Origin of the sequence: Hyphococcus formosus, assembly GCF_046736345.1 — a bacterium.
In the GTDB taxonomy this organism is placed as follows: Bacteria; Pseudomonadota; Alphaproteobacteria; order Caulobacterales; family Parvularculaceae; genus Hyphococcus; species Hyphococcus formosus.
In genome coordinates, this window is record NZ_CP157210.1 from 1,330,902 (window position 1) to 1,354,117 (window position 23,216).

Sequence of the window (23,216 nt, forward strand, 5' to 3'; positions counted from 1 at the left end):
TCATAAAATTTAGTCAGACCTATCGCGGGAGACGAGAGCTGTTCGAATGAAACGTATTTTTTTGACCCTAATCGGATTGATCGGTGCGACCATCACCATTGCCCAGGCCCAGACATCGCAACGGGCGTGGTCACCGTTTGAAGAAAATCCGACCTGCCTGATCTCAAAGACCTACTTCAACAAAATTGGCACGATGTGGAGTATCCCTACCTATTCCGATGCAGCCATGATTTTGAAGTGGCACGTCGCTGGCGATCAGTTTACGAATGAATTGTCATACACTGACATCGAAAAGTTTTCAGCTTGCTTCGATGGACAGCGCGATTGTGGCCTGCCGGTTAATCACGAGATCGCCAACACGCTCAAATCAAGAGAAATTGCGCCCGGCAGTGCTACCGATGCGTATTTCAAAAACCCGCCGCCCGAAAGCGCTATTCGTTTTGCGATGGGCACGGTGGGTGATTGTTTCGGCTCGGCTGGGTCGGGCATTTTTCTAGACGAAGTTGGAATGTCCGAAATGGCATTGCCGATGGATATATGCACAAGGGCGGGCAAGACTATTTATTGGCGCGGCAAACGAGAAAGAGACCAGGCCCCGAAGATGACCGACGCGCAGATTGAGCGCTATGACAATTGGGGTCGGCTTGTCTTCGGGATGACCAATTTACGAAAAAACCGACCCGAGCCAAAACCGGAAACCTGCTCTCTTGTGCCGAGTGAATTGGTCCCAAGCTTTATGGCGTTTTATGACGAGAATGGTTATGGGGCCGCCAGTGACGCCGCCGCTATTGCCGCAGCGGAACAAGCCGCTCAACAAGAAGCCAAAGAAAAAGCCGAGGCCAAAGCGCGAGAAATTGCGTATCTAAGAGAGTCCAAACGGAAGGAGCTACTGTCCCGCACGGACCGAGAACGCTTCGGCACGCTTGATGGCTGCCAGATCGCTTATAGCTATATTTTTGCAGGCATTAACCGCCCACCGACGAGTTTCATTGTTGATCCGGTGCCCGATGGCGCAATCGGTTGGGCCCTGCGCTATGAACAAGCCCATAAGCAAGGCAATGCCTGCCCGCCCATGCCGGAAGTATTGAGCAACTGGTTACAAAAGCAGGATACGAAGCTTTTTGTCGCCTATGGCGCGAGTTACGAGTTCCGCGGTAAACGCCCCGTCGTTTATAATGACAATGATTGGAAAAACTTTGCCGAGAAATGGATGTGGCGCAACCAGACGATTTCCGATCCTGATTACCGTCAGGGTTCCAATTGCTATGCCGCCGTATGGCATGCGCGCAATATCGCGCATGACTGGTCGTCGATGACGCTAGCGGAACAAGACTTTGTCGGTCTCGCCCTTAAAACCAAACCGTGGGGTGCGCCGGGGTCGGCTTTTTGTACGGTCATCCCGCCAGAAATCTTGCCCCTCGCCCATAAGACCTGGTCCCGTGCCTATAACCAACAAATGCGCGCCGAAGCGGCGCAACAGGCAAAATGGGACGCCGCCAATGCCAAAGAGGCCGCCCGCCGGGCACAGATCGACGCGGCCTATGACGCCTTGGGAAATTGGAAACCGTCAAACAATGCTGCCGTCTCGACCCGTTGTTACAACACGGAAACAACGAAATATGGCGTACGGCAAACCTGTTTCACGAACTAGGGTGCCGTTGGCCTGTCAGCTAAAAACCGATGACAGGCCATTTTTTACTCTGCACACTTACCTAATTTATCGGTGAGCGCCGCGATTTGCTGATTCGTATTCAATAGTGGAAGCAGCAAATCGAAATTTTTCAATGTAAACCGAATGCGCCCGAGCTCCTGCGTGGCCATTTCGGCCGTTTTACCGGTATCCAGCGCACTCATCGCCTCAGCGGTCGGGCCTGCCCATTGTTCAAATCCGGTACCCCATCGCTGAACCACCCGCCCATCGACCATAAGGAATTCTTTCTTCGGAACATAATCGTTATCCCCGTCTCTCGCGGCGATATAGATATTGTTCGTGGTCTCTATCGGCTGGCCTTTTGAATCGAACTTCGTTCGGACCGTTACGCCAAAGCGCACCTTTTGATCGCCGACAGCGCCCGCATTGAGAAATTCCGGATTTCGAACATAGAGCGTGCCCAATTTTGGCGACCAGGACATCACCCAATCGTCATACATGACCGTGCCCACACATTCGATCGGTTCATTTTCCGAGGTTGCAGCGGTATCCTTTGCAAGGGCTGCGGTCGCGCGCTCATGCAGTAATTTCATCAGATCACGCGCTTTCTCGGGGATCCGGTAAAAGTTCTCTATCACCTCGCCCTTCATATGAATAACGACCGTATAAAGCATTGTGCCGCCCGCCAATTCGCGCGCAATAAGCGCACACCGCGGGTTGGCCACACTGTCGACTGTCTCATACCCAATGATTGGTAGACTGTTTTCCGGAACGTCATTCGCCGGATCGTCATCAATTTTTTTCAGCGCAGCCATAGCCGCCGCAAACAGCTCGTATTCCGGCTTGGTTTCGGCATTGGCCAATGCGGGACATTTATCTATCTTGGCGCGCTCTTGCTTTGTTTGCTCAAATGCCTCCGCAAACGGAATACCCGTGCGCCGGTCCGCATAAACAAGGATCGCAACGTCATGATATTCTTCATTATAGATACGCCATACGTCATCGGTAATTTCGCGGCCGCTCCATTGCGGCCCTAGCGCTATACTTTCGCGCGTTTGCGCATTCGCGGCAGCAAAGCCAAACGAAACAACACACGCCAAGAGCGCGACGGTAACCCGAATTTTCACTGATACTCTCCCCGGTCGAATAGACAAATAGACCGGTAGAACTGTTAACCGCTGCTTATGTTTTCACAAGCCCTGAGTGGCGAATATCCAGTTATAATTTTCGCACCGCGCAATAGAAAACCAAATCGCCACGCAACAGTCTTATTGCTGTCCGATTTTCGCCATACTTGCTTTTGGGTTTTGAATTTAGCGGTCGTGGAACCCTTTTCCCGAAAGTATCTTGTCGCGATATTTATCGATACGAGCGAAACGGGTTTTCGATTGTTTGGGCGCAGAAAAATAAAGGTTATAGCCGCGCTGGCGACCCGGCGTTAACGCATCAAAAGCTGATTTTAATTTGGGGTCATCGCTTAAGGTCTCAATCAGCTCTTTCGCCAATTCCATTTTTTCTTGTTTAGGAATTTGACGTCCATCGGCTTCCGCCTTGATCGCGTCATTGACAAGGCGTTTTATACGCGCGCGGTTATCCGCAATCTCACTTTTTTCGGTGAACATTATTCGTTTTCCGGATCGCGAGTTTGGCCCCGGCTCTTCGAGAATGTCTTCTGGATCAGATAAAATCGCGCCTTTGAAAAACATCAGGGCAAGGCCGTTTTTCATCCGCTGAATGATTGCGATGTTATTCCCATTATGGGTGTAACAGGGTTTTGCCCATTTGATTTCCTCATTAAGCGGACATTCCAAAAGGATCTCGCGCAACAAAATGCCTTCGTCGCGCCACCGCTCAGCTTCTGAAAACATCTTATCCAATGGGGTTGTGCCTGCCATTATCTTATCCCTATTCCGATGGACACGCTAACGCGACCACTGTCCCATAGTCTTGGTCGCGATTTCGCCAATTGCGGTGATCGCAGTAAAATTTTCCGGACAAGCCGAAAGGCGCGTCATGATCGTCACACGGGGTCAGTCGTTTGTCACAAGTGACCGTGTCCGGACACCCCCACGGCTCGCAATTCTGGTAATCCGTATGTTTCGCGCATTCGATGATATGTTTGCGCGCTTCATTGCGGCAGGCTTCCAATTTAGGGTCGAGCGCCTCCTTCGTTGAACCGGCCGCGCCGAATTTTTTATCCTGCGCGCTGTCAACAATGATTTCAAAATTACGCCGGGGGCAATGTTCACGCATTTTCTGCGCCAGATCCGATGAAACCCGAGCGACGCCGAATGCCTCAGAATTTTGGCAAGATCGCAATACTGACGCTTTATCGAAATCGCCGACTGCGTGCGCAAGTTGAATTGCATAGTCGTAATCAAATGCGGTTTGTTCCGATGTCTCCTGCGCAGCCTTGGGTTCGGTCGCCTCTGGCGATATTTCTTTTTCTTGCGCTACCGTCTTAGACGGCGTGTCTTTTTGTATTGCCTTGCGAAGCTCTTCTATCGCCTCGGCTGAGATTTCGGCCTTGTTTTCATTCGATGTAGCGACATCGGGTGCGCTGGTCGTCCACGCATTTTGGACACGTTCTTCAAGGCCGGGCTTAGACTTGGCGTTCATCATTCGAATGCCCACAACCAATCCAGTGACCGCGATAAACACGCCAATAATTAGTGGTGCATTCTTCACAACACGCTCCCCGTCATTGCAAAGCAATATGTATCAAGTATTCAATGAAATCCCAAATGAAGAATCTGAATTATTTTCCGGCCCCAAGATCAGTGGGCGTGTCGATATCGCGGAGTTGTTCCGGGTCGACGGGCAATCGCGCGATGGGGCCATGCGCGTCGAGAATTTGCTTTGCGCCTTGATCGCCCGTTAACGCAATCAATGCGGGAAAGAGTGTTTTGGCAAATAGCGCCGGTGGTGTTGTGCGCTTGCCATCTGTGGCAATCGCAAGGTTCGCATTTCCGATAGTTGCGGCAAGCCGCAAGAATGTATCCGGTTGCACAAACGGCATGTCTGCAAGGGCGACAAAAATCCCGGCGGGGGAAAGGGTCTGCGTTATGGCTTTTACGCCCATCGCTAGCGATGCGCCCTGCCCCGCGTCGGGGTTACTATTTTCGAGGATAGTAAACCCGCGTCCCGTAAATATCTCAGCCAGCATTTCTTCGCCATGCGGAACGACAACAAATTTTTGCCCGATTGGTGTCGTTTCAATCCATTGCGCGATGTGATCTGCCAGTGGCCGACCTGATAAATTAGCCAGAAGTTTATTCGCGCTACCAAACCGGCGTGACAGGCCGCTTGCTAAAACCAGTATCGCGCATTCCTCGAGCTTCATCCATTGCTCCGTCTACGCTGGAAATGATCGATGATTTCGGCGAGTGTTGAAATTGCGAGCATTGACGCATTACGCATTGAAGGAACCAATCCGATGGGGCCGCGCAGTCGATCTAGTGACGACTGGTCGACGCCGCGAAGCTTTAGCGCCTCGATGCGCGCCTCATGGGTCACTTTACTGCCTAGCGCGCCGACATAAAACGCATCGGTCGCCAATGCCTGTTCAAGCAAAGGCGGCTCCCATTCATGTTCGTGGAATAACAAGATGATTGCCGTCCATTGATCCGCCTTCAAATTATTGACATCCCCAATTGCCGAGAGCTGAAAGGCTTTGCCAAACGCCGCGCACGCATCACGATCCGCGCCGTCCGGCGTGTAGGAAATAATCTCGAAATCCGCCGCCGCCGCGGTTCGGCAAAACTGCAATAATTCCAGCCCCCGGCCTGCGAGACAAAGACGGATTTTCGGCTCATAGGTGAATTGAAATATTTCGTCACGCGGCTCACACACAGCCAGAGAAATTCCCGCTTCGCTCAATTCAAGCGAAACCGTCTCTCGGCGCATCAATTGATCAAGAAAATTGCGGACGACATCTGCATCCGGCATGGGCAAAATCAAAAGGTCAACGCCGCCGCCACAAGGCAATTTGACATCGACAAAAGGCGAACCTTCGCCGAACTGAACACGTTTCGATTGGCCTGTTTCAATTGCATCAAGCGCCATAGCAACGACATTACCGTCGATGCACCCGCTAGAGACCGAGCCCGCATAAGTTCCATCCTCACAGACCACCATATGTGCGCCGAGCTTGCGTGATGCGCGGCCAATAATTCCGACAATTGTAACAAGCGCAGTTTTCAAATTCTTTTGGTGACATTGATCAATAAACCCAAATTGATCGACAGCATGCTCGCCAATATTATTTATCTGTTTGAAATTCGGCATTTTTAAATCCTGATGAAACGCAACTCGCAATGCGCGAAAATACGCAACCAAAAAAATCCACACTGCGACATATTTTATTCCGCTTCCGTGATATAGTCATTTTACCTGACAATTAGCTGGTGCGCCGAAAGGCATCAACTTATAGTGCCAGCCAGAATTTTCACAGCACTTTCACGGGGATCCGGATAATGGCTGAACTCACCATAAACGGTAAAAAACACACCATTGATGACGACGAAACAATTCCGCTTTTGTGGTATTTGCGAGACGTTCTCGAAATGCGCGGCACGAAGTTCGGCTGCGGTATGGCGCAATGCGGCGCTTGCACGGTTCATGCTGATGGCGTCGCCATTCGCTCTTGCGTCACGCCTGCGGTGACATTGGATGGGCGCACCATCACAACGATCGAGGGGCTAAGCGAAAACGGCGACCATCCGGTTCAACAAGCCTGGCGCGAACATAACGTTCCGCAATGCGGATATTGCCAGTCCGGACAAATGATGCAGGCCGCTGCGCTTCTCGCATCGAATCCGAACCCAAGCGACGAAGACATCGACCAGACAATGCAGGGCAATATTTGTCGCTGCGGTACCTATCCCCGCATCCGCGCCGCAATTAAAACTGCTGCGAGGTCAGCACGATGATTAAAATTGAAAAAGTATCCCGACGAGATTTCTTGCGCGCTGGCGGTGTCGGCGGCGCATTCATATTAGGAACGACGCTGATCGGATGCAGTGACAGTTCGCAATCGATCACCGAGACAAACGCGGCCAAAGATGCGGTTCTGAAACCGCTCAATCTTTTTGTGAGCCTCGATGAAGATGGCAAAGTCCAGATCCTTTGCCACCGGGCAGAAATGGGCCAGCATGCACGCACCGGCATGGCCCGCGTTATCGCGGACGAACTGGAAGCCGACTGGAGCAAGATTGTCGTCGTTCAGGCCGAAGGCGAAGCAAAGTATGGTGATCAGAATACGGATGGATCAACGACGATCCGTGCTGATTTTACTCGGCTGCGCCGTATCGGTGCCAGCGTCAGGTCTATGCTTGAACGCGCCGCGGCACAGGAATGGGACGTCCCGCTTAACGAATGCACGGCCGAACTTCATGAGGTTGTCCATGAGCCGACCGGACGCCGCGTTGGCTATGGCGATCTAGCCGCCATTGCTGCGAGCTTTGATCCACCTGCCTATGAAGGCGATGATATTGAAGCGATTGTAAAAGACACTTATTCGCTCAAAACACCGGATCAATGGCGCTATATCGGTAAGGCCGCCGCGACCGTTGATCTTGATGATATGCTTACCGGCAAAGCGGTTTTCGGTCAGGATGTCAGCCTTCCGGGCATGAAAATCGCGGTCATCGCACGGCCACCGGTTCTATACGGAACAATTGCATCCGCCGATCTTGAGGCCGCAAAAGAAGTACCGGGCGTCTTGCATGTTCTCGAAATGCCGGTTGGCGACCGCAAAGGCGGTTTTAATCCGGTTGGGGGTATCGCGGTTGTTGCCGAAAATACCTGGGCCGCTATTCAGGGACGCAACGCCCTATCGATAGAATGGTCCGATGGCGATAATTCGGACTATGACTCCGCCGAATATCGCAAAGAACTCGAAGCGGCGGTCGCGACACCGCAAAAAATCATCCGCAATAAGGGCGATATTGACGCTGCATTTAAAAATGCGGCCCAAATCGTCACCGCTGATTATTACGTGCCGCACCTCGCCCACGCTCAGATGGAGCCGCCAGCCGCCCTCGCGCAATTTACTGATGGCAAGGTCGAGGTTTGGACATCGACCCAAAACCCGCAGAAGGCGCGTCTCGATCTCGCTGATATTATGGGCATCGACTACAGCGATGTTCGCGTCAACAACGCCCTCTTGGGCGGCGGCTTTGGCCGAAAATCCAAGCCCGATTTCGTTTATGAAGCGGCATTGCTAGCGCGTGAACTTGATGTTCCCATTAAGGTCATCTGGACGCGCGAAGATGATATTCAGCACGATTATCTGCATACGGTCGCCGCACAGCGGGTCGAAGGTGCGCTCGACGCTGATGGCAACTTGGTGGGCTGGCGGCAACGGGTCAGCTTCCCGTCAATCGTTTCGACATTCAATCCCGCCGCCGAACACGGCTCGGATGGGGAATTGTCCCTTGGCTATATGGATAACCCATTCGCCGTGCCCAATATGCGTCTCGAAAACGGCAAAGCGAAAGGCAAAATTCGGATTGGCTGGCTAAGGTCCGTCAATAATATCCAACATGCATTTGCAACGCAGTCTTTCGTGGCTGAACTCGCCCATGCAAGTAGCCGTGACCCGAAGGACTATCTTTTGGAACTGATCGGTGAAGATCGTGAGATCGACATCGCCAATGAAGGCCTTGAAGTCGATTACAGCAATTATGGTCAGCTCTATGACGAATATCCGATCGATACGGCACGCCTCAAAAACGTCGTTAATATAGCCGCGGATAAAATCGGGTGGCGATCCGATTTACCGCAAGGCCACGGCATGGGTATCGCTGCTCATCGCAGCTTCCTGAGTTATGTGGCGACCGCCATCGAAGTGAAAGTTAGCGATGATGGGCGGATTGATATCCCGAATGTCTGGGTTGCCTGTGATTGCGGTATCGCCGTTAATCCCGAATCCGTTCGTGCACAGATGGAAGGCGGAAGCATTTTCGCCCTCTCCAACATGCTCGAGAGCGCAATCACCGCAAAGAATGGCCGGGTAGAGCAAAGTAATTTCCATGATTACAAACTACTGCGGATTCACAACGCGCCCCGTCAGGTCAATGTGGCCTTGGTCGAAAGTACCGAGGCACCGGGCGGCGTGGGTGAACCCGGCACACCGCCCTTTGCCCCTGCACTAGCGAACGCGATTTTCGCCGCTACAGGCAAACGCATTCGTGAACTTCCCATTGGCGACCAGCTCACGGCGTAAACTCGCACCAACCTTCGACCAAAAGGCCATCGTGATTGCGATGGCCTTTTTTTGTGTCGGCCCAATCAATCATGCCAAAAAGTTGATCAGAGTTTACCCCTTAGATTTTGAAATGGCGGTATGAAAGGCCTGCTGGCAAGGGGCCGGCACAGGTTGTTTCTTCCGTCAGGGGATTATTTGGCATGTCCATTGAACGTCATTCATGCTCTTTACTTGCGCTGTCTTTCTGTATCTTTGTTTCAACGATTGCGAATGCTCAAGAAAATATTGATGTCGTCCTCGTTTCTGCACAAAAGCGGGTTCAGAATGTTGATGACGTTCCGATTTCAGTTGGTGTCATTGATAGCGAGACCCTTGATGTAATCAGTGCTGCTGGCGAAGACATTCTTTTTCTCGCTGCTCGCTCCCCTAGCCTATATGCAGAAGCCTCTTCCGGACGCACCTATCCACGGTTCTATATTCGCGGGCTCGGCAATACTGACTTTGATTTGAACGCGAACCAACCGGTCAGCCTCGTTTATGACGAGGTCGTGCTCGAGAATTCGGTTCTGAAAGGGTTTCCCGTCTTTGATCTTGATCGCGTCGAAGTTTTACGCGGCCCACAGGGCACTTTATTTGGCCGTAACAGCCCGGCCGGCGTCATCAAATTTGAATCAGCAAAGCCAACCGAAACATTCGAAGGGTATGGCCGCGTCGCCTATGGCAGCTTTAACAGCGTCGATGTCGAGGGGGCGGTCAGCGGGCCCATTGCGGGCGAAAAACTAACCGGGCGACTATCATTGTTGACGCAGCGCCGCGATGATTATGTCGACAACAGTTTTTCCGGCGGCGAAGACGGATTTGAAGAGTTTTTTGAGTTTGCCGGACGCGCTCAATTATTGTTCAAGCCGAATGATCGAATAGAGACGCTGTTGAACATTCATGGCCGCCGCCTTGATGGTGGTTCTCGTTTATTCCGTGCAAATATTATCAACCCCAGCGTTGGGGGATTGGTATCCGGTTTCGACCGCCGCACCACCGCCCAAGACGCGACACAAGTGCTTGAGGTTTACAATTTCGGCGCGAGCCTGAAAACCGAAATTGAATTTGATTTTGGCACCCTCACCTCAATCAGTGGATATGAGCAGGTTGGCATTTCCGCGCGCGGCGATGTAGATGGCGGGTTTGGCGCGGACTTCGCGCCGCCGGTCGGCACCGGGTCTATTCCCTTTGCAGCGGAAAGCGCCGACAACATTACCGACCAGGACCAGTTCACGCAGGAAATTCGGCTGAATTTCGCCCCCTCGCAATCGCTGAACTCAACCATCGGCGGATATTTCTTCTACGAAAAACTTGGGATCGAAAATCTGAGTTTCGATACCCTATCGGGCGGCATTGAGAACGGCCGTGCAATTCAGGATCAGGAAACCACGGCATGGGCGATTTTCGGCTCTACTGAATGGACAGTGTCAGACCGCATTACCCTTCAGGGCGGCATCCGCGTTTCAGGCGAGGACAAATCCTTTATCGCAGAACGCCTGATCGGCCCGTTTGGCACTGGCGCGCTCGCGCCGGTGCGGAAGGATCTTGATGATTTGGTGGTGTCCGGCGACGCAAGTATCACTTACGCACTTTCGCCATCCACGAATATATATGCCCGTTATGCCCGCGGGTTCCGAGCGCCAAATGTTCAGGGACGCATCGTTTTTGGAGATGCGGTCACAGTCGCAAATACAGAGACAATCGATTCAATTGAAGGCGGCGTAAAAGGCTCGTTCCTCTCCGGTATAGGAAGATATTCTTTATCCGGATTTTATTATCAAACCAACGACCAGCAGCTAACGGCCGTTGGCGGCGCTGGGAATTTCAATCAACTTCTCAACGCCGACGAAGTGATCGGCTATGGGTTTGAAGCAGAAGCGGCCTTAAGCCCGATTGCGGGGCTTGACCTTACTGCTGGCTTGAGCCTCAACGAAACGAAAATTAATGACCCGGATCTTGAAGTCGGCGTGTGCACGATTGGCTGTGTCGTCCTTGATCCTGTTAATCCTGCAACGAACAATGCGTTGATCGATGGCAATGCCCTGCCGCAAGCGCCGCGCTGGATCGCGAATTCCACATTGCAATATGCCGTACCCGTCTTCGATGGTCGGGGCGAAATTTTCCTGTTCACCGATTGGGCCTATCGCAGCAAGATCAGCTTTTTCCTGTATGATAGCGCAGAATTTCAGGACGAGAATTTGATCGAAGGCGGTGTTCGGGTCGGCTATCGCACAACGGATGATCGCTATGAAATTGCCGCCTTTGGCCGAAATATTACCAATGATACGTCCATCGAAGGTGCGCTTGATTTCAATAATTTCACCGGTTTTATCAATGAACCGCGCGTTTGGGGCGTCGAAATTTCTTCACGCTTTTAATGACTGACTTCCGAGGGGTTTGATATGTATAGAACAGTACTCGTTCTTATCATCTGGATCTTTGGCCTGCCTGCGCTGGCAAACGACCTAGCGGATTTAGGTCGGTGGTCGGGTGACAGTGAAACCGTTGTTGACCATGCCGACTGGGGATCGATGCTCTCACGCTATCTCGATACGTCCTACGAGGATGGCATCAACAGGTTCTCATATGGCAACGTCACCGCCAGCGATAAAAGCCGGCTGAAAAATTATATTAACCGGTTGACCAATATTGACCCGACGACGCTGAACAAGGCAGAGAGCTTTGCTTATTGGGTGAACCTTTATAATGCGCTTACGGTCGACCTGATCATTGATCGCTATCCGGTCAAAAGCATCAAGGACATCAAGCCGAATGTCTTTGCTTTTGGCCCGTGGAAGATGAACATGATCGAGATCAATGGGCGCGAGTTATCGCTTGATGATATCGAGCACGGTCTTTTACGCGCATATTGGTCAGATCCGCGGGTACACTACGCCGTCAATTGCGCATCAATCGGCTGCCCTAATTTGCGCCCCACCCCATTTTCGGCCGCTTCCCTGGACGACGACCTCGACCGGGCCGCGCGCGACTATATCAATCATCCGCGCGGCGTAAATTTCGAATCTGACGGGGCGCTCAAGCTCTCGTCAATTTATAATTGGTTCAAAGAAGATTTCGGAACATCGGGCGAAGCAGTAATCGAGCATATTTCAACATACGCAGATCAAGACCTCGCTTCCCGATTAGAAAGTGCCACAAAAATCGACCATTACGATTATGATTGGACCCTGAACGGGACGGATTAACCTCGGCCAATCCCGTTCGCCAAAAAAAATTCCAAATCGGACCTGTGGTTAAATTTTCTTGATGATTTGGGAATAACCGTCGATAACGAATCCTCTTTACAAAAAACGCAATTTGAGGGGGGCTTCTTGGCTTTTCTGGAATCGATCGTAACCGCAGCCGCGAACTGGATCTGGGGTTTGCCGCTGGTGCTTCTCATCACCGGAAGCGGGCTATTTTTCTTTTTGTTTTCGCGCTTTCTGCCGTTTCGGCATCTCCCCCACGGCATCGCAGTACTGACCGGCCGTCATGATCAATCTGGCGATCCCGGCCTTATCAGCCATTTTCAGGCGCTATCAGTCGCCCTCGCCGCGACGATTGGTATGGGCAATATCGCTGGCGTTGCGATTGCGATTTCCGTTGGCGGCCCCGGCGCGATTTTCTGGATGTGGATGTCGGCCATTTTAGGCATGGCGACAAAATACTTCACCTGTACCCTCGCCGTTATGTATCGCGGGCGCGACTCCGAAGGCGTCATTCAAGGCGGGCCGATGTACGTCATCATCGAGGGGCTGGGCCGCAAATGGAAACCCCTCGCCATTTGGTTTTGTGTCGCGGGCATGGCCGGTTGCTTGCCGGTCTTTAATGCCAATCAATTAACGCAGGCCGTGCGCGATATTATGCTGATCCCCGCGGGCGTTCAGAATATCGAAATGGCGAGCTTTATAATTGGCCTCATCCTGATGTCGGCGACAGCCGCCGTGATTTTTGGCGGCCTGAAACGCATTAGTCATGTCGTGACCATGATCGTTCCGTTTATGGTCGTAATTTATGTGGTCGCCGTTGTCGGTATTATCCTCATCAATATTGGTGAAGTGCCGAAATATTTCACGCTGATCTTTACGGATGCGTTCTCCGCGAATTTCTTCAAGGGCGAAGCCATGTTTGGCGGCGCATTGGGTGGATTAATCCTCTTGGGCGTTCGACGCGCCGCTTTCTCGAACGAGGCTGGCCTCGGCACCGCGCCCATGGCGCATGGTGCCGCAAAAACCAGCGAACCCGTTCATGAAGGATTGGTCGCAATGCTTGGCCCGGTGATCGACACACTTATCATCTGTACGATGACAGCCCTCGCGATTTTGATGACCGGTGTATGGCAAACGACCGAAAGCAATGGGGTTACATTGACCGCGAATGCATTCGAATCCGCCTATCCCGGCTTTGGGGGTTACATCCTACTTTTGTGCATTCTCTCATTCGGCGGATCGTCGTTGATCTCCTATTCCTATTTCGGAAAGAAATGCTTTTCGTTCCTGTTCGGCGTTAAACGGTCATGGGTCTATAATGTCATCTATGTGGCCACGATCCTGATGGGCGCTGTCTCGTCAATGGGGCTCATTTTGAACTTCATTGATTTCAGCTTCGCCATGATGGCGATCCCGACTGTCAGCTCGGCGTTGATCCTGTCGCCAAAGGTTGTCGCTGCATCGAAAGAATATTTCGCGCGGCAACAACCCAATAAGACGTCATCATGAACGGAATTGGTTTCGCTCAAAGAAAATCGTCTAATGCCTGATCGATATAATCGATCATCAGGTCTCGGTGGTCTGATCGGACCTTGCTGCTCTGCTCGATATGCAGGTAGCGATGGGTGTTGCTGGCGTCTTCGGCTGCCATGTCGCAGACGTCAACAGAACCGTTGGTGTAACGACCAGACGTATTGGTCGTGCCGCCGAGGCTGGTCGTATAGAGATCGTCACCATCGACATTCAGAACCGGGCTATAAATACATGCTGAAATTTGCCCACCTGCGTTAATGATCGACTCCAAAGTGGTCATCAAGGTCACACCACTCGCATTCACCAAGGAACGGGTTTCACTAAGATTGACGAGCTTATCATTGTCACCGGGTGCACATTGCGACTGTAGCGTCGCAAGGCTCGTTGCACCGAACCCGTGAAACTCTATATAGTGGACGGTGCTATCAAAATCTTCGATCGCTTTTTGCGCAACAAAAAACAAATGCTCATCATTATGAACAGCATCACTGACCCGATAGTCGCTAAAGTTCTGGCAACTGCTGGCCACAGGACTGCTCCGGCGGTGAACACCGGCCATCAGAAAATAACGCACATCTAACTCAAGATATGCAGCGATCCCTTCAAGGTTCGTATTTTGATCGAATTTGGGGTGCGGCACATGAATTGCGACATTGCGGCTAGCGGCCGGATTGAAAACAAAGGTTCCGCCTCCGTGGCTTCCGGCCGATGGAACCATATTTTTCTCACGCAATAGATAATGGGTAATGCCCGTATCGGTATCATTGAACTCAATAAGTTCGTATCCGATCGTTTCCGCTTTATCATGCGCATCTGAGTAGTCTGAATTCAGAATATCGACAATCGTATCGCTTAGGGTCGAACGTTTTGATGCACCGGGAACCTGGAATATACCGTCATTCGCCGTCCCGAATTCGAGTGATGTAAGATAGCTGCTGAGACTCCCCGATTGTGATGGTATCGGGTCAACCGGCGCTGGCGTCGGCGTAGCAGGAGGCGGTGACGGGGTCGGTGTCGGCGGCGTCTCACCATTGCTACCAGAGCATGCACAAAGTGAAAAAAGTACAAGAGATGTAACTAGCCATGGTCTTGCAATCATCGATTTCCGTCTCCCAACGATCATGTATATTTCTTGTGATAATGCGACGCGAGTTACGCATTAATTTCGCGAAGCTTTGTCTTTACCCAAATCTTCTTCGTCGTAAGAAAGAAGCGTTCGCATCATTTCTTCCGCAAAAACGACCGCACTCGCAGAGACAGCTGCACGATTGCTTTCATCGCCAACTTCATAGGTCATTGCAGGCGCACCAAAACGACCGAATGAATAATTTTTCGATGTTGGTAGATTTCTCTGGCGTCGCTCTTCGCGCGTGAATTCGTAATAATCAAATCGACGCTTTGCTGCCTCAAACCAGCGGGTTGTAAATTTATCCGGATTTGTTTTTTCTTTTTTCGTTTGCGTATAAAACAAATTTCTTTTCGTTGAATGAAAATCGAGCATCAGTCGGAGCTGCCTATTTTCATCATCGGCAATAGCGTCGAGAATCTTTTGCGCTGCTTGCGTTTCTGGTTGAGAAAACGGCCCCCAATCCCGGTTGAGATCTTTACCGTTCACATTGTGCCGCCAATGACCATTGGCCACCCCATCCGGGTTCATCAAAGAAATTGCAACCACGTCGAAACGATCACGAAATCTGGATGCAAGCTCCGTATCCGCGAAGACAGTATTCACGAACGAAAACATCGCGAAAGCACCGGTTAACTCAGGCGGATGTTGTCGGCCCAATAGGACCACATATTCGCGATTGGGGCCCGGATTTGGCGGGGTGCTGATCAGGGCGTAGATCGGGCGCCCTTCGACCGAAGTGCCAACCTTTTTGCGTTCAAGAAATGAGTGCTGCGCAACCATTCCTTTTTCCCAACGATCATATGCCTGAACGCCAACGAGTTCTTGTGCGGAAACGATAAATGGCTCTTCCCCCATCTCAAGGGTCATCACCACACGCTTTCCTTTTTGGCGCTCCCTCACATAGATCGGGTCGACAATCGTCCATGTGCGACCATCGCTACTCCGCTTCGGGTGATAACGATGCTTCCCGTAACTATACCGTATACTAACCTTTAAATCGCCAGTCTGTTTCGGTGTCACGCGAAACGAATACCATGGGCTGGGATTGATAGGCTGGTCTTCGGGATCGATACGAATTTCAAAACTATCGCCGTCAACAACGCAGTCAGATATTCGGCCGCCGTCAAAATCGGCATCAAGACGGGCTAAGTCATTATCACAGGCCTCGAGCGCCATTGCCGGTAATGATAGGCCGCCCGACAAAAATACCAGTGCTCCGATAAGCAAAGTTCGCATGGTTCTATCCCGATTTCCGATAACGACGTGACTTAGAAGCGCACATCAATGCGAGCGGTAACGCCATTGCGCAGATAGCCATTCCCATCGCCGTACCGATAGTTCACTGACGCGTTCCACCACTCGCTACCGATCGACAGACCTGCGGTTGCTGAAATCACTGTGCCGGGAAGATTGGCCCCGCGCGCAATCATCACCCCACCAGCATTGGCATTGCTAAAGCTGGCGCGGATATCGGAAGCGGCACCGGACAAGCGAGCATTCCAGGTGATTTCGGCTTCCGGCCGAATATTCAATCCATTTGGTAACGCCCAGCTATTCGAAACATAGGTTCCCAACTTGGCGTAAGAGATAGATTGTTTTTTCTGGTCAACGGCTAAACCGAGTGCGGTGTCACCGCCTTCTTCGAAACCGTCTTGGCGGATTGCGTAATAATCAAAAGTCACGCTCGGACGAAGCTGGAAGGCAGAGTCTTTTCCAAAAACGTCATATGAGAACCGATGATGGAAGACCAACGAATTCGCATCGAACTCAGCTAGTGCCTTTGCCCCACTGAGACCATTCGCGACACTTCTGTCGGCGTCGAAATTTGATTTCGCATAGGCCAACAGCGAATTTACAGCAATCTTGCCAAAATCAACAACGGCATAACCGCCGAAGCTATATGTGCTACCACTGATCTCAGAACTTAGGCCGTCCGCATCTGTCGATGAAAATCCGAGCATAGCGCCTAATGCTACACGGCGACGAAGTTGGGTATCAAAACCCATTGCAAACGATTCATCTGACAGATCATAAGCAACGGTCCCGCCATCTAGATCATAAAATGCATCGCCTACCGACAGCGTCGACCAGACATAGTTACTGCGATCGCGATCTTCTTTTACGAAGGCACGACGATCAAAGGCAGCGGTCATTGCCTCGAACTGTTCGAACAGAACCATGGTCGGCGCGTTGGTATAAATCTCAGGCGACAATCCGCGTAGCGCATAATCTAATGTTGCCGAATTTGACCCGCCCGACACGGTCATAAGCTCGTTCAGAACTTGCGCATCGACTTCGCCACCTAGCTCATTTTGCAGAACCGCACCGGCTGAACTCGCATTCATCGATAATAGAATAGACGAGCCATCAAGCAACTGATTGACCTGAACCACGACGTCGTTGCCTGAGGACACGACATCAGCAATTTCGGCAAACAAAAGATTGGTCGCAGAAATAGATAGCGGGCTGTTTTCTGTTATCCCGCCATCGGCAGAGATAATCGTGAATTCGCTGCCGACACTGGCAAGATTACCTGAGAGCGTGATTTCACCGCCGTCGATTACGGCTTGCCCCGCGACATCAATCAAGCTCGATGTGCCGGACGAGAAGTAAATCGTAATATCAGAACCCGGCATAACCGAAAGGTCGCCGCCAATACCGACAGTACCGGCCTGACCGGACGGATCGCCAACTAAAAACGTTCCAGCAAGATTAAGATCACCGCCAATATCGCCCAAACCGGAGATCACAGCGCCGTTCGCCACAGTCACATCTGCATCTAACTCCGCACCCGACATGATGTTTAAATTACCGCCGCCAATGGTCGCGATATCAAACGAAATATCATCGGTTACGTTACTGCTGCCGGAAAGCTGATTCAGAATTTCAAAATTTGTGATCTGCGACCCGGAAAGGCTGGTCACGGCATTGTCGATGACAAAAGTATCAATATCGTCATCACCATTGATCGTTCCGGAAACCGCATCCGCGCCTGCCCCCGAAAGGACAAACAGGTCATTATCGCTACCCAGATTGATCCAGCCGTCGACCGTACCCGCATCGACAATTCGGAATATGTCTTCACCGCTCTCGAGAATTGAGTTCCCGGTGATGCTACCGGCATTGGTTATTTCTTCGGTACCGAGACTACCATTAATGGCGTATTCCGACGCTCCGCCAATAATGACGCCCGTCGCATTATTGATTACGGAAACGACTTCACCGGCTGAACCACCAATGACGTTGATCCCTTCACCATTAACCGCACTGATAAGGCCATTATTTGTAAGCGTTCCGACACCTTCATCAAAACGAACACCAATTGCGCCGCTCGCGCCGCTCGCAACGACACTGCCATCATTTTGCATCTGGGAGCCGGTCCCCAGAACAACGCCCTCGGCACCGTCACCGGAAACCAAAATCGATCCGGTTGAGCCGATTGTAACAATCGTTTCGTTGTCGCCATCAATACCGTCGGCATCGTCACCGGTCGCTTCAATCGAACCATTTAGCGTAATCTCGCCCTGCAGAACCGAATAAATCCCTTCAGCGCCTTCACCCGCCGTGGAGATCGAACCCGTTTCTGCGATATTGACGATCCCCATATCGACGATTTGGATCCCCTCGCCCTGATCGCCGGTCGTCGTTATAGAACCTGCGTGATTGACAACCGAATTATCGTTGATCAGGATGCCTTCGGCTCCTTCGCCACTGGTTTCAATCGTAGCGCCCGATGCAACCGAAATGGTCGAGCCGAAATTGGTCTCTAGACCTTCAGCATTTTCGCCGTCAGTGATAATCGACCCTGTGTGGGTGATCGAAACATTATCGCCACTATCGATCCCTTCAGCAAAATCCCCGGTTGTTACGATATTGGCGTTGTTGATCAGCGTGATGTTGTCATTCGCGAATATGCCTTCATCGTTAGCGACATTGATGTCATCATTGTTGATAACGATACCATCGCCAGAAAGAACAATCCCGCCTGAAAGCGGCGTACCCGCCGCAATGGTAACGGTGGTTGCGGCACCATTGGCGATGATACTTTGCGTCTCAAAACCTGTCGTCGCAAAAAGGCCGGATGTACTTCCGCTGGAATTGTAAATCAGAGAAAGCTTATCACTACCATCACCGCCATCGAGCGTGCCCGATAACATTCCCGCACTAAGGTCGACAATTTCTGCTGTGTCATCGCCAAGGCTGAGATCAACCGACCCGTTTATCGTAGATCCATTTAATAGTTGAATTGAATCCGCGCCGGCACCCAATAAAATATCGCCGGTAATGTCACCCGCATTTTGTACATTCTCGACCGTTGCATCGCCAGCCAATATGCCGGCTGTCAAAATCGCGCCGCCACCGCCGGAAATCACACCACCAGCGTTATTGACGATATTTGTAACGTTACCAGGGTTATCGTCGTCGACGAAAACGCCGTAACCAAATGTCGATAAAATTTGCCCACTATTGTTCAGTGTGCCTCCGGCTTCATCAAAAAGAACGCCATGAGAGTCTGTTACGCCGCCGTCAACCGCACCTTCCGACGACACCAGACCGCCAGCTAAAACATTAACGACTGAGCGCTCGCCCGCGAGAATACCGCCCGCCGAATCTCCTGTCGTCCGGACAACACCGCCAGCACCAATCGTCACGATGCTGTCGTCATCCACATCAATACCATCTGAATCGAGACCGTTTGTTGTAAGTATGCCGGTATTCAGAACGACAGTGTCGTCATCCGTATTAATACCATCTTGAGCGTCATCGTTTATTGTGATTGTACCGTTATTGGTAACATCACCACGCAAATCGACCTCAATACCGCGATCTGATGTACTCGTAATCTCCCCATTGTTTACGACCGTAGCGTCATTATCAAGATAGATCCCGACAGCAACGTCGGCACCAGCATCAATGTTCAAGGTTACATCGTCTTGGGTGGAAGCAATAAAACCGTCAGCATCAACACCCGTACATGAAATAATTGTACCCGGCGGAAGTGAACCGTCCGTGGTGTTGGGTGTACAGTCAGCACTCGCGCTGCCGAAAATACCCAAACAATTTACCAAAACAGTGGTACCAAGAAGTTGCGATAAAACTCTCATTAGAATCCCCCCAAAACATAAAAACGGACAGCGGAAAACACACCGCCCATGAAGGGCGGTGTGCCATGCTAGAAATTAGAAACGTTTCCGAACATCAAAATAGAAATAGCGTGGCGTAACCGAATGTAGCCGTCCGCTATAACCAGCAGAATTGTCGTAAAGCGGGGGCTCATTATTCGTCAGATTGTTGATACCCACGCGAATACGCGTTCCGCTCAATGGTCCGCTTCTTCTAAAGCTGTAATCCGCATAGAAGTCCAACCGATACCATCGGCTTACTTCGAAATCGATTTCCGTTCCGTCTTCCAGTGTTGCGGTCACGTCAGGATCATAAACACGGCCGACATAGCGGGCATTCATCCCTACACCGACATTGGAATTATAATTCCAACGGAAATTCGCTGACCCACGCCATTTTGGACGGCTCTCTACCTGAATAAGGTCGCCCACAGATGACGGATCAATATTTTCAGAACTGATTGAATCGCTAAGAAGCGGTAGCACTTCGTCAAATGGGTCTTGCTCGTATTTAGTCAAAAGTGCCGCATTCACGCTCACCTTAAACCGCCCATATTTTGTACGCGGCGTCTCATAACGTCCGAAGAAGTCAAAACCTGCTGTTTTGCGGGTCTGTAGGTTCAGGAATGTTTCGTTGACGAAGAGAATATCCCCGAATGGTTCGATAGAGGTGCCATTCGCAATATTATAGGCCGCAATATCCGCAATACGATCCGCATCAGGGTCCTCACGTTCGACATTTGGATTGAAGCCCTGCCCCGTCCGGCGCAAGAATTCATCGATCGCGATCTGGTCATTACGCGGAATAGTACCGACTGTGCCGTTCAACTCTATCGACCAATAATCAGCCGTAAACACCCAGCCATCAGCCGGCTTCAACACGATACCCGCAGAGAGGTTCGTACTTGTTTCAGGCTTCAGGTCAGGGTTACCCGAGATTACGGAGGTCACGGCGAAATCGAGGCAACTCGCTCCGCTTGACTGTTGTACGAATGTACAATGTGACCAATCTTCCTGGAAGTTCGAGAACCGCGAGAATGACGGGGTCGATGTTTGCACGAGGTTCGGCGCGCGGAAACCGAGCGAATAAGCCGCCCGGAAGCTCAGCTGATCCGCAGGTGCCCATGTCGCCAACACCCGTGGTTTCAATACCGTTTCCTCGATATCCGTATAGTGCTCCATCCGGCCCGCCGCCTGAATTGAAGCAGAACCGATTCCGGTATCCGTAAAGACCGGGATGATCATCTCACTATAGGCAGAAAACACATTCCGCTCTGCGGCAACATCTGCCGTCGCACTCACACCGAGAAGATCACTCTCGAAAAATTCGCCCGTGAGCGGATTAGTGAATGAAATCGTCCCATCAAGGCGTTCGTCGCGATCGTCTTCAATGGTTTCTCGGCGCCATTCAACACCCCAACCGAAACCAACGTTACCAGTCGGCAGGGTAAACAAGCGCGGGGTTGATGCCCGCAGATCCCAGGTCATCAATGTGTTGGTACTCTTGCGCGTAACATCAACACCGATACCCGACGCTTCAACAGCTTCAACATCGGTAATATCGGGGCCGTCAAAGATATTCAGCGCCCCGGCGTCGGAACGCGATAATTCCGCATACAATGCTGACCGAGACACCAACAGACCAACGTCTTTCGCAGACGCTCGCGAATAACCGAAAGCGGTGTCCCAATCCCAATTTTTGTAAACACCGCGTGCACCGCCCAAGGTACGCCATTGCGTTTGAGATACGTCAATTGTACGTGCACCGAGCTCATTAAAGCGGTATCGACGGACCGCGATATCCAGCCCCTCTGCTGGCGCATCAATATCCGGGAGCCGGTTTGGATTTGCCGATCCGTCAGGCAGCATCTCTGCGCCAAACGGGTTCCAGTAATAACTGGCCGGAATTACAAAATTGTTCGATGTCGAAAGAACCGATGGGCCAAAGAACTTTTCTGATTGCGAATTATAGAAAATAAAATCGCCATAAAGCTCGATGGAATCGTTAAGCTCATGGGTTGCATTCAGCGCCAGATTGAAACGCTGCGTATCGGGAATAATTTTGCGCAATCTGTTTTGGTTGTCGTATAGAGGACGCGTGCGATATGCCTCATCCCCCACCAACAAATCGAGACCATTTCCCGACGTCGTTGTTGAGGACGTAAACGACCCATCATCAAGCTCTAAACCATTTCCGAAAGGAATACTGTGCTGTGACGAGTTTGGAAAAAACCCTTCTGGCTGAAGGTGGAACAGACCTGCACTACTGGTGATCGAATCGCCATTTTGACGGACCCGTTCTCCATCAATGCCGTCCGCGCTCGAATCTGCATGACCGACACGGAACTCACCATAGGGCGAGAAGCTGGAATCATTTCTAAAGCTGGTCGACCCGTAAAATGGGCTATCTGGCGAAAGCCGAGGGTCGAACTGATGATCAGCGTCCGCCGTAAAATCTAGATCGGTAGCATCAAGCCCCTTACGGTCGTAATATTGTGCGGAGAACGACACATTGGTCCGGTCATCATTGAAATATCTGCCGCCATACACCCGCAAATTGAGATCGCGTTGATCCGTACCTTCGGCCAGGCCATAGCGGACGCGCGCATTCAACCCTTCATAATCGTCACGAATAACCGCATTGAGGACCCCGGAAATCGCGTCAGAACCGTAAAGCGCAGACGCGCCATCCCGAAGGATTTCAACACGGCCCAAACCATAGGTCGGGATCGCATTCATATTGACAAATTGAATCGGTACACCGCCAAAAGTCTGTGTTTGAGGGTGCGAAACGATACGGCGGCCATTCACCAAAACCAGCGATGTATCAGCCCCGAGCGTACGAAGATTCAATGATGCGATATCGCCCCGTGCATCATTGGAAAGCTCAGCCGTGCTGTTGAAATCAAGCCCACCAGCCTGCGGAATATTGGTTAAAAGATCTTCGAAAGTGAGGTCGCCCGCGCCTTCAATATCATCGCTTCCGAGAACCGTAACCGGTAATTCCCCAGCGATATTTGCCCCTTTAACCTGCGTACCGACGACGACAATTTCATCTGTTTCTGATTGAGCGTCAGGTTCGTTTGCGTCATTGGAATCTTGCTGCGCATGAGCAACGCTCGAAAATGCCAACAAGCTAGCGGTGCCAAGTAAAAATTGGCCAAGCAGATTTTTTTTCACGCTATCCCCTCGTGTGATTTTTTTAAGATTCGAGTTTTAAGTTTTGCATTGTCTGGTTTCGACACCAAATACGTATCGTTTACAGACCAATAACCAAAACACATACGTCAAGCGCAAAGCACACGCTAAAGACGCAGGAGCA

General features: G+C 51.3%; 15 protein-coding genes. 6 read left to right on the top strand and 9 right to left on the bottom strand.

Features of this window, described 5'->3' with window-relative positions:
- Positions 1 to 46: 46 nt before the first annotated feature.
- Positions 47 to 1,651 carry a hypothetical protein gene (locus tag ABFZ83_RS06205; RefSeq protein WP_411818568.1) on the top strand — a complete coding sequence of 535 codons (1,605 nt, stop codon included), beginning with the start codon at positions 47 to 49 and terminating at the stop codon, positions 1,649 to 1,651.
- A 44-nt stretch (positions 1,652 to 1,695) separates the two neighbouring features.
- Here ABFZ83_RS06205 and ABFZ83_RS06210 read toward each other — a convergent pair whose 3' ends face one another.
- The 5 genes from ABFZ83_RS06210 to ABFZ83_RS06230 all read right to left on the bottom strand — a co-directional run bounded on the left by ABFZ83_RS06210 (position 1,696) and on the right by ABFZ83_RS06230 (position 5,938).
- Positions 1,696 to 2,778: a hypothetical protein gene (locus ABFZ83_RS06210; RefSeq protein ID WP_411818569.1), complete on the bottom strand. Its 1,083-nt coding sequence runs from the start codon at positions 2,776 to 2,778 to the stop codon at positions 1,696 to 1,698.
- A 186-nt stretch (positions 2,779 to 2,964) separates the two neighbouring features.
- Positions 2,965 to 3,546: a YdeI/OmpD-associated family protein gene (locus tag ABFZ83_RS06215; RefSeq protein WP_411818570.1), complete on the bottom strand. Its 582-nt coding sequence runs from the start codon at positions 3,544 to 3,546 to the stop codon at positions 2,965 to 2,967.
- A gap of 10 nt (positions 3,547 to 3,556) precedes the next feature.
- Complete coding sequence (locus ABFZ83_RS06220; protein WP_411818571.1) at positions 3,557 to 4,339, bottom strand: hypothetical protein; 783 nt, start codon at positions 4,337 to 4,339, stop codon at positions 3,557 to 3,559.
- Positions 4,340 to 4,409: 70 nt separating this feature from the next.
- Positions 4,410 to 4,994 carry an NTP transferase domain-containing protein gene (locus ABFZ83_RS06225; protein ID WP_411818572.1) on the bottom strand — a complete coding sequence of 195 codons (585 nt, stop codon included), beginning with the start codon at positions 4,992 to 4,994 and terminating at the stop codon, positions 4,410 to 4,412.
- Complete coding sequence (locus ABFZ83_RS06230) at positions 4,991 to 5,938, bottom strand: XdhC family protein (RefSeq protein ID WP_411818573.1); 948 nt, start codon at positions 5,936 to 5,938, stop codon at positions 4,991 to 4,993. Before ABFZ83_RS06230 ends, ABFZ83_RS06225 begins: the two co-directional genes overlap by 4 nt.
- Before the next feature lie 188 nt (positions 5,939 to 6,126).
- On the opposite strand from ABFZ83_RS06230, the gene ABFZ83_RS06235 reads away from it, so the two are divergent.
- The 5 genes from ABFZ83_RS06235 (at position 6,127) to ABFZ83_RS06255 (ending at position 13,618) form a co-directional block, all read left to right on the top strand.
- The gene (locus tag ABFZ83_RS06235) at positions 6,127 to 6,582 is read left to right on the top strand and encodes a (2Fe-2S)-binding protein (protein ID WP_411818574.1); all 456 of its coding nucleotides are present in this window, start codon (positions 6,127 to 6,129) and stop codon (positions 6,580 to 6,582) included.
- Positions 6,579 to 8,879 (top strand): molybdopterin cofactor-binding domain-containing protein, encoded by a 2,301-nt coding sequence (locus tag ABFZ83_RS06240; RefSeq protein ID WP_411818575.1) that lies wholly within the window; start codon positions 6,579 to 6,581, stop codon positions 8,877 to 8,879. The genes ABFZ83_RS06235 and ABFZ83_RS06240 overlap by 4 nt, the downstream gene beginning before the upstream one ends.
- 182 nt (positions 8,880 to 9,061) lie before the next feature.
- The gene (locus tag ABFZ83_RS06245) at positions 9,062 to 11,278 is read left to right on the top strand and encodes a TonB-dependent receptor (RefSeq protein ID WP_411818576.1); all 2,217 of its coding nucleotides are present in this window, start codon (positions 9,062 to 9,064) and stop codon (positions 11,276 to 11,278) included.
- A gap of 24 nt (positions 11,279 to 11,302) precedes the next feature.
- Positions 11,303 to 12,106 carry a DUF547 domain-containing protein gene (locus ABFZ83_RS06250; RefSeq protein ID WP_411818577.1) on the top strand — a complete coding sequence of 268 codons (804 nt, stop codon included), beginning with the start codon at positions 11,303 to 11,305 and terminating at the stop codon, positions 12,104 to 12,106.
- Between the two features lie 126 nt (positions 12,107 to 12,232).
- Positions 12,233 to 13,618 carry an alanine/glycine:cation symporter family protein gene (locus tag ABFZ83_RS06255; protein WP_411818578.1) on the top strand — a complete coding sequence of 462 codons (1,386 nt, stop codon included), beginning with the start codon at positions 12,233 to 12,235 and terminating at the stop codon, positions 13,616 to 13,618.
- 16 nt (positions 13,619 to 13,634) lie between these two features.
- Here ABFZ83_RS06255 and ABFZ83_RS06260 read toward each other — a convergent pair whose 3' ends face one another.
- The 4 genes from ABFZ83_RS06260 to ABFZ83_RS06275 form a co-directional block, all read right to left on the bottom strand.
- Positions 13,635 to 14,741, bottom strand: a complete 1,107-nt coding sequence (locus ABFZ83_RS06260; RefSeq protein ID WP_411818579.1) for a hypothetical protein — start codon at positions 14,739 to 14,741, stop codon at positions 13,635 to 13,637.
- A gap of 60 nt (positions 14,742 to 14,801) precedes the next feature.
- Entirely contained in the window at positions 14,802 to 16,007 is a 1,206-nt protein-coding gene (locus ABFZ83_RS06265; RefSeq protein ID WP_411818580.1) for a M14 family metallopeptidase, read from the bottom strand.
- A gap of 32 nt (positions 16,008 to 16,039) precedes the next feature.
- Positions 16,040 to 19,876 (bottom strand): autotransporter domain-containing protein, encoded by a 3,837-nt coding sequence (locus tag ABFZ83_RS06270; RefSeq protein ID WP_411818581.1) that lies wholly within the window; start codon positions 19,874 to 19,876, stop codon positions 16,040 to 16,042.
- A 75-nt stretch (positions 19,877 to 19,951) separates the two neighbouring features.
- Positions 19,952 to 23,074: a TonB-dependent receptor domain-containing protein gene (locus ABFZ83_RS06275; protein ID WP_411818582.1), complete on the bottom strand. Its 3,123-nt coding sequence runs from the start codon at positions 23,072 to 23,074 to the stop codon at positions 19,952 to 19,954.
- Between the last annotated feature and the right edge of the window lie 142 nt (positions 23,075 to 23,216).